This window comes from Oceanobacter antarcticus (assembly GCF_044962685.1).
Taxonomy (GTDB): Bacteria; Pseudomonadota; Gammaproteobacteria; order Pseudomonadales; family Oceanobacteraceae; genus Oceanobacter; species Oceanobacter antarcticus.
On the sequence record NZ_JBBKTX010000037.1, the window covers coordinates 17812 to 30972 of the forward strand.

A 13161-nucleotide genomic window follows, 5' to 3' on the forward strand; every position below is an offset into this window, starting at 1 on the left:
ACCATCTGGATGCTATAATCCTGACATAGAACGGCTGGAAAGCTATGTAGTTAATAGGTTATGATAGAATCACATTAAACTCTACTCGTCAGGATTTAAGCAGTCATGTCTGTTGCTATGAAAGTATCGTCCCGGGTAAACCATATGAAGCGTGGTGTTCCTTTCTCCATTACAGGGTTCTATTCCCTGGGGAGTCGCACATCCGTGCAAAAGGCGATGAGCCGTCTGGCGCAAGAGAGTGTGGTTGAGCGGGTGTCCAAGGGGTTTTATGTGCGTCCCAAGCCCTTGCCGAGCATGCCTTCCATCAAGACAACGGCCAGTGCGGAACAGGTCGCCAAGGTTTGGGCGAGAGAGCATGGCTATAAACTGGTGAGCCAAGGCCAAGAAGCAGCTTATCGTCTGGGCTTTCAGACCCAAGCACCGATGAAGACGGTTTACTGGAGCAATGGGCCTTCTAGGGAGTTCAGAATTGGCAATCAGGTTGTTGAGGTGCGTCATATCAGTGGCCAGAAACTGCGCTGGGAAAAAACGCCCGAAGGAATGTTGCTGCGGGGTCTTTTAGTGACGCCACCCGGGTCTGTGGAATTGTCAGGCCTGAAAAAGGCTATTCAGCGATTGTCCCTCTCGCCGGTGGAAACCAGATCAGTGCTCCATAAGCTGCGTTCTCTTCCCTTGTTGAATGCCTGGCAAGGAAAGCTCCAACAATTGGAGTTGGCCTCCTGATGCACATATTGGATTTTTATCGAGACGCCAAACAGCGTGAAGAGCTAAGACAGATATTAATGCTGGGTGCCCAGAAGCATGAGGATGGGTTACCCGATTTCTTTCTGGAAAAAGACCTGTGGGTGACGGAGATCCTACGCTTGCTGTATGAAGAGCGGCTTCTGGGGGACTATGCCGTCGCCTTTAAAGGGGGGACTGCGCTTAGCAAGTGCTGGAAAGTCATAGATCGGTTTTCCGAAGATATCGACCTCTCCATCCATTGGGCCGACCTGGCCGATGCTGAAGATGAAGCTGCTGCCTGGGAGCAATCCATCAGCAGTGGCAGTCAAATCAAAAAATTTCGCAAACGCCAAAGTGATCGGTTGATAGCGTGGTCTGAACAATTCGTCAAAAGGCTCAATCAGCGCTTGGCGGAATATGGTATTGAAGGGCTGGGTGCCGAGTTGGAAGCGGACTCGCACGGTGAGAAGATCAATGTGCACTTTCCACGTGTGATCAAAGGCGACAACAATTACCACCTCGACCATGTGTTGCTGGAATTTGGTGGTCGGAACCGGGGACAGCCCACAGAGACTCATGCAATTGAAAGCTATCTGGCGGATATCCCGGAACTACAGGAATTGACACTTCCGAAGGCAACAGTTCAAGCCTATGACCCGTCTTACATCATGTGGGAGAAGCTGACGGCGCTTCACCAATTTTCAACGATGCAAAGGGAGCCGGATGCCCACCGTCTGGCCAGGCACTGGTACGATGTTGATTGTATGCTGCAAAAAGGGGTGGTTGACCTTGCCAGTGCAAACCAAGCGCGTGATGACGTTGTCGAGATGAAAAAACAGCGCTGGGCAGAGAAAGGGGTCGATTATGAGTTGGCGTTGCAGGGTGAGCTAACGCTTGTTCCTGCTGCTGAACGTTTGGCGGGTATCGCCTCGGATCACAAGGCAGCAATCCAGGGACGCATGTTCTTTGTTCGTCGGCAGCCAGATGACTTCGATCAGATTGTTGAACGGATATCTCGGGCGCAGGATGTTATCAATAAAACTGTTATGGATGCTTTGGATAATTGTTCCCGCTGAGAACTTGTGATGTTGTGAAAGAGGGGGCAGAGAATGGCTTGGTGTCGTTCGATACACAGCTTGAACTCGTGCTCAGATGATTCGTGAATTCCCGGCCGTGATAGGCGCCAACGAACGCCCATTCTGAAAATAAGAGAGATTAGAAATGGCTGAGAAATCGTCGAGAGAAAATCTTGTGTCTCCTTCAGAGTTCATGCGCCAGCTTCGCCCTGAGTATTATTCAGATACCGAAGACCACACAACATATCAGCTAGATAGCGCAACACTTGAGTACCACCTGGATACCATCACCGCTCGCAATCAGACTCACGAGTTTGAAATTTTCTGCCGTAAGCTATGTGAACGTACAATCTGTCCGCACTTGAAGCCCGCCACGGGGCCTGAGGGTGGTGGAGATAGCAAAGCGGATACTGAGACTGTCCCTGTTGCTGAAGAAGTCGCAATACTCAATTATGTAGGAGAGCCTAGTTCCAGTCAGGAGCGCTGGGCATTTGCTTTCAGCGCAAAGAAGAAATGGTCAGAGAAAGTACGCAATGACGTAGCTGGGATAATTGAAACAGGGCGCGGCTATCAGAAATTTATTGTGTTACAGCACAATTCGCCAGGGCAAAAGACCGTGCACGGATCGAAGATGAGCTTAGCAACAAGTACGGTGTGACTGTCACCATTCTCGATCGAAGCTGGATTGTCGATCAGGTGGTCGATTGTGATCGAAAGGATCTGGCATATAACTACTTAGACGTTGGTCAGGAATTGGTTGACACGCATCGCCTCGGCCCAACGGACTATTCTCGTTCCCGTCAGCTCGAAGATATCGAAAAAGTAATTGACGATCCGGGTGCTTTTACCGGGATGGAAATGCAACGCGTGACGGAGGCGCTGATTGCTGCAAAACTTTCACGCAATCTGGAGCGTCCTCGAACCGAAACAGACGGACGGTTTGTCCGCGCCGTTCGTCTTGCTGAACGAGATGGCACCTCCCGCCAAAAACTCGCAGCGCGCTATGAACAAATTTGGACAGCGTTCTGGTGGTTTGACGATATTCTCTACTTGAATGATAACTACGATGCCTTTGAAGTGTTGATCATCGACACGGATCACGCCAAAAACCTGGAGCTTTTGTGTAACCTGGCTCAGCTACTGTTCAACTCAGTAATACATCAGCATCTATCCTCTGATGACGCGAAGTTGAATGACCGGATGGCCCGATTGACCGAAAGACTGCGGTCCATGGCTGCGGATACAGCGAGGCCAAACAATGCACTTGAGGCCCAAACCTCGCTCCTGGTGATTCAAGTCAATCAAGCGGCGTTTAGTCAGGACCATAAGGGACTCAGTCCACTATGGCCGCAGTTTTCTGAAGTGCTAAAGCAGGCAAGGGGGCTTGGTGAGTTCTCTGTGGAGCGTTTGATTCAGATGGTGGAAGTGTTTGGCAATATCGCTGGCAGTGATCCTGGTTATCGACAGCTTGTGGATAACATGGCTGCGTTTGTGTCTGAGCGTACAGGCGAAGCTCAGGGGGCGCTCATTCTTCTTAAACGTGCACAGCAACTGGATTTCGAGAATAATTTTGAAATGATCAGATTGTTGGGTAAAGCTGCCCGACAGTTAACAAAGAAAGAGTATGCGGAATCGCTGATCGAAGCCCTGCAGTTGCTCTCGATGGCGTATCGTAGCGCTGGGTTGCTTTGGGCTGCACGGGCTAGCTGCATTTTCGCAATAGCCTCGATATGTATCGAAGCTGAAGAGGATAACGACCTTCCTGCTTCCATTGTGCCTACGGTCATGATGCTGGCTTGGATCGCTGTTGAGCTTCGACATATTCCAGATGCATTGGAAGCTATTCGGTTGGCGCGAGGGTGTGCGGCCAGCTTACCTCTTGATGACGCGTCCCAGGAGCGTCTCGCGGAACGCCTGACGGAATTTGATCTCATTCTCGGTAGCCAGCTTCTGACTATTTCAATAGGAGAGCTTCAGCAATTAACCCAGTTGCCTGATGTTCTTGGTGGGTTGGGCTTGTATCAGAGTCGGAATTCCCTGCTTTACGTGCTTGGCCATGAGGCAACACTCCGGGATGAAGGCGTAATCCCGGAAGAAGAAACGGAAGAGGGGGCAGCTGAGTTTTTCACGCTATTGGCCAGTCAGCCTGCGTCTAGCAACCCGCATGGCCCCATTATTCTTAACGGGGCGGAATCGCAATGCTACGTCTCAAGGGTACAGGGAATTCGTGTGGAGGTTTATCATCAGTGCTCCGAGGCCTCAGTTCTCGCTGCTGAGGCCGTGGTCGGCTCAATTGAGGCACTTTTTGCGACAGCAGTTGATCTTGATGTGGTGGCACATACCGAAAGATTTTCTATTACCATTCAGGAAAGTTCGGAATATGCGACGCCTGATTTCAAAATCGATACCGACGATATGTCAGCAACCGTTCTATGGCCAGTTGACATGTTTCCTGCAGAGTATACTCACCAGGATATTGTCCAGAAAACGTTGGTTGGACTAGCCGCTGCAATGTTTTCAGCGACCTGTTATTCAGAAGATTTTAAGAAAACAGTCGAGTGTCTTTTTGAAAATGAAGCAGTGCTCGATCGAATAGGGATGATTGTTGTTATCGGAAACAGCCGACAACGTATCTTCGATAGACGGCTTTCGAGATTGAGCGATTGGACCGAAATGGTTACTTCGACATTTGAACTTAAATCATCACGCCCAATTATTAATCGCCTTGACCTCACTCCTGTAGAGAATAGTGATGATGCCTCGTCGGATGAGGGGCTTGACATGCCCCCAACTCCGACAGATCACCGCGATCTTGGTGTCCGTTCAGTAATTGATGTGCACCTTTGGAACCAGGCCGGCTGGAGCGGTGCTGCATTCGCTGACTGGGGAGCATCTTACCCGCCGGCTATTGCTCTTATGTTTACAAATGAAGAAGCCGCGAGGAAGATTTTTGAGCGCTGGCACGAACGCTTTGGAACGGCTGACAAGAATGAGGATATCTACTTAGCCGTTGTTCGAGGTATTTCCGCTGATTATCCAGCACACTACCGTGTCCTCATTACTTCACGTATTTCTCCTGAAGAGGAAGAGGAAAAAGGGAAGCTTTTTGTCATGACATCGCGTATCCAGACTATGCATGCCGAGTCAGATGCCAACTTAAATCGCTTCCTTAATACCTATAGTCGGGCAGGGGCATATCTGTTGGTTCCTGCCGTCTTGAAGGCAGGGGGCCCTGAGTTTGTTACCGAGCTTGCTGTCTTGAAACGAAAGTTGAGTGTGAAAGCGGCATCTGAAGTGAACCAGCATGATCTCGAAGCAATGGCGCTTAGAGAACATGGATACCATGAAGGCTCTGATGATCAAAGAAACACAACCTGATGACATAGCATGCCTATTGGAGAGTCCATGCCGTTTAACTATCTAGCAGCATTTCCTATTCCAGTAGGTATCATGCCGCCAAAGTTACGTGGCTTGCTGGAACCTGTTGGGCTATCACCAAGTCAGTCTGTGGAGGTTCTCTCCATGCAAGAGTCTGACCCGTACGGTGATCAGGCAGAACATCTTCACCTGCAAATGGCTGTGGTGCCTGGTGTGGAAGAAGGCCCCATCGAAGTGCCGTCGGAAGCAGGGGGTGGCGTCGTTGAGTCCTCAGTTCCCATTGGCGATAATCTCGGATGTATAGAAAAATTCACTCCATCTATCTCCGGATATGACTACGTTATCGCGGCGTGGGGGGATAGTTCTTCTTACGCATTCAATCTCGCCGAGAAGGTCTGGATGACTCTCGGATTAACTCCACGCTGTGTAGGGAATGATGATCAGCGCTTGGTTTATGATGACCTGGGTCTTCCTGAGTTCAGTGTCGCTGAGGGGCAGGTGTCCAGCAGTTACCACTATCAACTAAATAGAAATGTCACCTGGAAAATATCAAACGAGCACCTCAGGCGCTATCTTTGGATGCGAGGTTCTCGCGGTGTACGAGTCTTTTTTTATGAAGCCCAGTTGGCAGACCTTCCTGAACTTCGCACACTCATGGGGGGACAAGCTCATGTTGCACTACAGCCAGAGGAGGGCATTGCTTGGTATGAATTGGATATCAGGGAGCACAAGGGAGGGCTTCTGCTTCAGTTGTGGGCATCAGTCGAAGCGGTAATGCCGGAACTCTGCCTGGAACAGACGGCTGAAGGCATTTTTTGGCCGGGTGCCGCAGAGCCCATGACGCACGCACGTGCGAATGCCCTCTTGGCGGGGAATCCAGTCTATCTTGATGATCGGTTTCTTCAAAAGTACGAACAAAATGCCTTTTATGACTCTACGCCGGTCCATGTTTGGGAACATTGGCATTGTAGTCCTTCGTATAGGGGGCAATGGAGTTTCACTGATTGTCGTCGAGTAGGGCGAAATCTGATCAAGGTACCGATGCGTGAGTTGTACAAGCCAAAACCAGACCGTGAAGTCCTGCACGCTCGATCATTCGCTGTTGATCCGGCTGACATTGCGCATGTTGACTTAGATGAAGAACATGTGGTCGCCAAGGTGCAGAGGTTGCTTGATGCACTTCTACGATTGGGTGACGGGCTTTCCGCACTCGGTGCCACGGCGGGGCTTAACAAACCGGCAGCAGAGCTGACTGGCTTCGATAACGCCGAAATAGCGGCCAACGGCTGGTTGGCCTATCCGATGCTCAGTCGGTTGGCCCAAGTCGCCCCAGTGGATATGACGCAACAGGCCTTCCTAGCTCGCTGCAAGAGCCTGCATGAGATATGGCAACGTGTTCCTAACGGGTACCTTAAAAGATTGTTGGAGCAGGCGGGGTGCCCAAGGCCGGAGCTTCGGTCTCTGGGAAGCCTCAAGTTGCTGCAGGCGCTCCTGAATGTGGTTGAAGCTTTGAATGAACAAGAGGAAACAGGTGACGCCTTTGCTTCAGGTCGAGAGCCTGAGGGATGGAAGAGGCGTAATGAGGCCATGGCTCCGTTGTTCCTGAATAACGATCTCAGAATAGCGGATGCTCACGAGATGATGGAACAGTGTCTTGTGACGTTACAGGATCTTGGCTTTGACACAGCTAATGTCAATGCCGGCTATGGAAGGGCGCTGGACTTTGTAATGGATGGTGTTATTGATTCTTTAGATAGGGTAGCTGCTGCTATTGAGAAGTTGCTGGAGTGCGGTGATCAGTGAGCAAAGCTGTACCTTGCCTTGAGGAATGGGTCCTCTGGAGAAAGTGGTGTAGGAGAATTTCGTGGTTATTGAAGGTGACTTTACGGTCGACACAATGGACGCTTGGTCGACATCGCGCTCGGGGGCGTGGGCTGGGCGTGGTTTTCACTATCAGCACTTCGTATCCACTTTATTACTTATTCGTCAGTGGGCGGGCCATGACCCTTCCGGTTATCTTATTCCTGAAGGACTTGAAGACAGTGTCATTGAGATCGGGAGCCGGGATTTTTGGCTGCAAATTAAATCACGCAAGGACGGGTCGTTTTCCAGGAAAAGAGTAGAGAATGTTCTTGCTGAAGTAGAGGCCAAAGCTGTCGCAAGCAGGTCCCAAGCAGCTATACGCTGCGCCGTGGTGTTGGAGCAATCTTGTGCTGATATGACCGAATTAGACATCAGTCGGCTTTTCGACAAGTCATCCCACCAGGTGTTCGTTTGCTCATTCCCCGGCGAAGAGTGTGTCGCCCTGATTACAGACAAGCTTGGTGTCGCAAAAATCATCGCCGAAGGGCTTGTGAGCGACCTGTACCGTCTCGTTGCCGATGCATCTCAGGCGAATGCGTCCTTGCCTTTCGAGCGTCGCCGGAAAATTTCAACCACGGAGGTAGAACGACGTATTTTTGAACGGCTGGAGGCCGAAGACCCGTCCGCCATTGAGCGCGCCTTGGCTGAAGGCATGCTTGAACCAGTCGATTTCACCAATTCGCTTAGCGAGCCTGCATTTTATCAGGGGGTAAAAGCTAGGCCGGGGCATGTCGCTGCGGGGCTGGTGATCCAACGGCCTGGTGATACTCAGCTTGTGGTCGATGCCCTCAAGCAACACAGACCGGTCCTTCTTTCTGGGCCGTCCGGTGCCGGAAAATCCGCACTGCTCTGGCTATCGGTCAATTCACTAGCCGGTGGAATTTGTTGGTACCAAGTCACACCTCGGGCCGTTGTGGCCAGTGCCGATGCGATCATCAGTTTTGTGCGGGCAAGGCGGCCATCCGAGAAATTGCCGTTGGGACTGGTGATAGACGAATTGGGAGCGGCCAACAGCGACCTGTGGGATGTGCTCACCCGTGAATTGAGGGGTTTCCCCTTTGTTCATTTTATCGGTTCGATTCGCCAGGAAGATGTAGTACTTGTCACAAACCAAGCGGATACCGAGATTATTGCAGTAAGTCTGGATCAAAATCTTGCCGAAGGGGTGTGGCGCAAACTCCGCGACGATAACCAGACAAACTGGGAGCACTGGGCAGAGCCTTTCGAGCAGGCCGAGGGGCTGATGCTCGAGTATGTGCATTTGCTGACGCAGGGTAAGCGACTTTCCGCTGTTATTGAAGAGCAGGTCCGGCTTCGGCAACTAGCGAAACGGGATGATGAGTTGGCCATTATAAGAAGTGCCTCCCTGCTTTTTACTTATGGCGCAGAGGTGAGAACTCATGAATTGTGCACAATACTTGATATTGATCCGGCCGATGCAGGCCGGGCGTTGGCCAGGCTTCTCAATGAGCACCTGATAAGGGAAAGCCGGCCCGGGGTGCTGGGAGGATTGCATGCTCTACGTTCACAGGCGCTTAGCAGGGTGTCCCATGATGAGGTGGTCTATCTGGCAGACGATTCCTTGTGGAGAAGTCTGGCAGCGGTGACCCCCGGTACCATGCCCGGAGTTATCCAGTCGATTCTCAGCGCCTGCTCTGTCGAAAAGGAGGAGACAGTGCTGCGAAACCTTGCTGGCATGCTGGGGGTTAATCCGGATGTTGATGTCTGGGTATCAATCCTGACGGGACTTGGGTTGGCTACCCTTGAGCGTTATGTTGTCACTTTCATGGAAATCCTGGAGCTGCATGGTGTCCAGCGCGCGCAATGGTCACTGGCATCAATGTTTGGCTGTGATGCGCAAATCGATATTCCTGATCTTTCAGAGTTGGAGCAGTGGCAAACGCTGCGCAACGCCATCCTGGCATTCCGTGCATTACCGAAACTGGATTTACGGCGCGCTTGCATGGGCTACCTAGCCGAGAATAGTGCCATCCCGGCAAGCCAAAACCTGGAACAGGCCAACAGGCTATTCTCCTGTCTTGTTCCGATCTGTGGCGGTGAACCGGTGCAAGTCAAGGTGATTCCTCCTGATGTCGTGGATAACGAAGAGCATGACATACGTCAGATTGCGGCGTTGTTATCAACGGCTTACTTGATTGCGCCGGATTTAGCCGAACAGCTTGCGCAGGCGTTGGGCGGTGAGCAAGTCCTGTACGATTGGTTCCGGGCTCAAACCCCGTGGGTGGAAAGGCCCGTTGTTGATCCTCAAGGAGAGCACGGTAGGACCATTCGCTCCGACTGGTATCACGTGGCGGAGCAGGAACAGTCTGAGCCTCATGAGACAGTTTGTGGTATCTGCGAGACATTGATCGCGCTCTCCCCGGTTGCGGAAGCCGCAGCGTCGGATGCAATCAATCCGCTGGGACAGCCCATCGCTGTCGGCGGCCATTGCCCCTGGTCCAAGAATATGCCAAGACAGAACATTATAGCCAAGACGCGGGTGGCCTGGAATGTTGCCTTCCGCCAGATCATGCTGGCCAGATCGGTATTGATCAGTCTGACAGAGTACACACAGCAGATGGCCGATCTGGTAACACGGACTGACAAAATACTGCGGTCCTTCACTGAAAAATGGATTCGCGGAAAGAGGATTGGGAATGCAGATACCTTGGAAGTAGAGATCAATGACATTATCCACAAGGTAAATGCACTTGCATATGCGACGCCCGCCAAGCCTGCGCCTGTGATGGTCACGCCCGTGAAAGATGGGGATGGAGACGATTCTCTTGGCGCGTTACTCACCGGCATCTTGGGTAATCTCATGAGACGATTGGGAGGGATTCCTGACGAAAATGCCAAGGGAGCAGCAACGTTTGCGGGAAGCTTAGCGGCGCAGGCACATGAACAACGGCAGTCAGGCATATGGCGGACACACCCAGCGCCACCATTGCAAGAACTACAGAAGATTGAGGAACGCCTGAAAGATCTTGCTTGCATATTACATGAGATGGCATACGACAGTGGAAAAGTAAGCATCCAGACAATTGTCAAAAATTCACGCAAAGGGGCGCCGGGTAAGGCGATTCCTTCTGCTGCTAGGCGCTGCAGCATACGGGCCGAGCAGCGTCTTAACAGGCACTTTCAAACTCTGGAGAGAAAACTCAAGGACAAAGGCTGGAATTCAAAATGTTGGGTCCGGTCGTTGGATGAGCCTGATAGTGTGTATTGGCCGGCAAAGGAAGTGGCCATTACGGTAGATATCGAGAATTTGGAAACAGATGCTACCTACATAGAGGATTCGCTGGACCTTGGTCAGCAGTGCCTCGGTAGCGACTGGCGCTTCAGGGTTGTGCCGGTTATCAATGGGATCGTGCTCGCACCTCTGGCAATGGCACCTTCTTCCCCTGTGCCGCTACCTGACCTGAGTTTTTCCGATGAGTGGCAAACGAATATTACTCTTCCCTTTTTCACGTCCGAAGCGGTTGCAGCCTTTGATGGGGCTTTGGCTGCATGTATGCACCTTTCGGGAATCATGGCTTGCCGTGATCTCGATAATCTGCACCCAGATGAACACAAGGTTTTTTCTAGAGCCCTAGAAGCCTTCAAGAGTAGCAGGGATCATGTGGCTGCTGTGGCTGAGGGAGTGGATTCCGAATATATGGAATTGGCCTGTGACTGTCTCGATCAGGCATGGAATCAAATTGTTGAGGAGTTCGATGAACGAAAGGTAGGAAGGATGGTCAAGGAGCCGCTTTGTATGGGCCCTCACTTGGCAATTGCTGGGGAAGCGAATGACCAATCAATCGAAATTGGATTAATGCGTATGTTGATACTAGAGGATGAGTGCCTACGTGCGGCAAAAAACTAGCCAAATCAAAGGACGCCTTTCTGAATCAATTTACTGTATCTTCAATTACGTCAAAATATCTGATAACTGTCTGCCACCTCTAAGCAGATGCGGTGGGATACTGGCCAGTCGCAGTGCTGTGGAAAGCTACTTCCAAGCCCAGAGAAGTACTACAACTTGAAATGCGCCCTTTTTTCCAGGTGGCTCGTGACGGTATTTTTCGACGGTAAATTTTTCGTTTTCGGTAATTGATGAAACTATTTGATTCGACAGAGGTTTAATCGTTCGCGCACCTATTTGTAACTCTGGTAATATGTCCTTTGGTTGATAATGGTGTGAGAAATGCCGCCGCCGGAAAAACCACTGCATCACCCGCGGAAACAAAGAGCTGGCGATTCTGACGGTAAACGCGACGGTAAAAGCCAAGATCAGCCTTTAATAAACCCTTTGCCTTCAATGGGTTAAGAGCCTTGTTGATGATTGAGTGGGAGTGAAACAAGGTCTTTCATGGACTATCGGTGGTTATCGGAAAAATGACGTAAGCTTATGATTTATATAAATTTACATCTCATTACCTATCGCTGGCTATCGACGGCAAGCAGGAACATTTGTCGGTAAAAGCGACGGTATCGCGAATTCCCCGGATTAAGACTCTCCCATTTACCGTCATGCCTGGGGCAAGATCTACTGCCCTTACAATGACGATGAATGCCGCTGTGGTGAGTTCTGTATCGCCAGTGTGTGGAGCACGCCGAGAAATCCCGTCAGTCACGCACGGGCACTGCGCAGGGTGGTGGACAAGTGCTCCACTAACCAGCGCCGGGGCGATACGAAGTCGGAGGATTGAACTATGGAATATATTTTTACGCTGAAATACCAATTGGCTGACCGCGACAGCGATTTGGACGCACTCGTCGAACGATTGGGCGTCGCTGGTTGTGATGACGCCCTCGTCGGTGTGGGGCAGCCTGGTCGCTTGGCGTTGGAATTCTCCCGCGAGGCAGACAGCGCAGAAGAAGCAGTTCGAACTGCCCTGGCCGATGTCAAAAACGCTGTTCCTTCCGCACGCCTGATTGAGGCTTCCCCGGATCTTGTCGGGCTGACTGATGTGGCCGATATTGTGGGGGTTTCCCGGCAGGCGATGCGCAAGCTTATGCTCGCCCACCGGGCGACGTTTCCCATGCCGGTTCACGAAGGTAGTGCCTCGATCTGGCATCTGGTGGAGGTGCTTGATTGGCTGAAGGCGCGAGGGGGCTATCGGATTGATGTTGGCATACTGGAAATTGCGCAAGTGGCGTTAGAAGTGAACATCACCAAGGAGGCAGTTCGTCACCCGATGAGCAGGCGGGACAGCATGGAGTTGCTGACGGCATAGCCATAAAATCAGCTATTGCGAGAGCGCACCGGGCGGGCGAGGCGCTGCCTCACATCCGGCCCTTCACCATTGGCCGAAAAAACTGGATGTTTAGCAAAAGCCAGGCGGGTGCCAGAGCCAGTGCTAATCTCTACAGTGTGACCGAAACGGCCAAGGCCAATGGCCTCAATGTGTATGATTATTTAGCCCTAATTTTTAACGAGCTGCCTAACGCCCAAGGCGTTGAGGATATTGAAGCGTTATTGCCATGGAATGTGGCGTTCGGCTAGGGCGTGTTTCGATTGGCGTTTACACAGTACACGACCTGCGCCGTACCGGTTCCACATTGCTCAATGAAGCCGGTTTCAATCGCGACTGGATTGAAAAGGCCCCGACTCTCGAGGACGGCCGCTCCTCTCGGGCGGTGTATAACAAGGCGGAGTATGCCGAGCAGCGTCGGCACATGCTGCTGCCGACACCAGCAAATCGAGAAAGCCCGGAGGGAGCAGTTGCTGTCCCTGTCCGAGCAATATCAAAGGGCAAGGGCTGTCCGTGATATGTTGCAGGCCATTGAATCAGGTCAATCACAGACAAAGGAGTTGGTCGCATGGCTTGAATGGGCAAATCGGTAGTTGACGAAATTGCCCCCCTGTGCAGGGTAGATTCCATCCTCAAGATGCATTGGGAATACGGATCATGAGTGGGGTTTACCGATTCATACCCAAATAGGAGGGCGGAAGCAGGAAGTCGGTGTTCCGATTATCTCACTTCGTTTCTGTTTGGTTAAGTCCGACAGGCTGCTAGTGTCCCTTAACAAAAATAAATAGAATTTATATGAGTGGTTATAGTCTACTTTGAGGAGTGCATTTTCAGGCAGAGGCAAACCATGGGACGACCAGTCAAAGTGCTCGACATCACTG

General features: G+C 51.4%; 7 protein-coding genes and 1 pseudogene. All 8 read left to right on the plus strand.

Going from position 1 to position 13161, the window contains the following annotated elements; genetic code table 11:
* The first annotated feature begins 105 nt into the window (after positions 1 to 105).
* Entirely contained in the window at positions 106 to 723 is a 618-nt protein-coding gene (locus tag WG929_RS19935; RefSeq protein ID WP_416207473.1) for a DUF6088 family protein, read from the plus strand.
* Positions 723 to 1799: a nucleotidyl transferase AbiEii/AbiGii toxin family protein gene (locus WG929_RS19940; protein ID WP_416207474.1), complete on the plus strand. Its 1077-nt coding sequence runs from the start codon at positions 723 to 725 to the stop codon at positions 1797 to 1799. Before WG929_RS19935 ends, WG929_RS19940 begins: the two co-directional genes overlap by 1 nt.
* Before the next feature lie 145 nt (positions 1800 to 1944).
* On the plus strand, positions 1945 to 2457 hold the full coding sequence (locus WG929_RS19945; RefSeq protein ID WP_416207475.1) for a hypothetical protein: 513 nt from the start codon (positions 1945 to 1947) through the stop codon (positions 2455 to 2457).
* Positions 2454 to 5177, plus strand: coding sequence for a hypothetical protein (locus WG929_RS19950; RefSeq protein WP_416207476.1), 2724 nt, complete (start codon positions 2454 to 2456; stop codon positions 5175 to 5177). The genes WG929_RS19945 and WG929_RS19950 overlap by 4 nt, the downstream gene beginning before the upstream one ends.
* A gap of 27 nt (positions 5178 to 5204) precedes the next feature.
* Entirely contained in the window at positions 5205 to 6980 is a 1776-nt protein-coding gene (locus tag WG929_RS19955) for a hypothetical protein (protein WP_416207477.1), read from the plus strand.
* Positions 6981 to 7041: 61 nt separating this feature from the next.
* Positions 7042 to 10908 carry a hypothetical protein gene (locus WG929_RS19960; RefSeq protein ID WP_416207478.1) on the plus strand — a complete coding sequence of 1289 codons (3867 nt, stop codon included), beginning with the start codon at positions 7042 to 7044 and terminating at the stop codon, positions 10906 to 10908.
* Positions 10909 to 11737: 829 nt separating this feature from the next.
* A complete protein-coding gene (locus WG929_RS19965; RefSeq protein WP_416207479.1) occupies positions 11738 to 12262 on the plus strand; it encodes a helix-turn-helix transcriptional regulator in 525 nt (174 codons plus the stop codon).
* 20 nt (positions 12263 to 12282) lie between these two features.
* Positions 12283 to 12531: pseudogene (locus WG929_RS19970) on the plus strand (transposase domain-containing protein); the annotation flags it as partial.
* Positions 12532 to 13161: the final 630 nt, after the last annotated feature.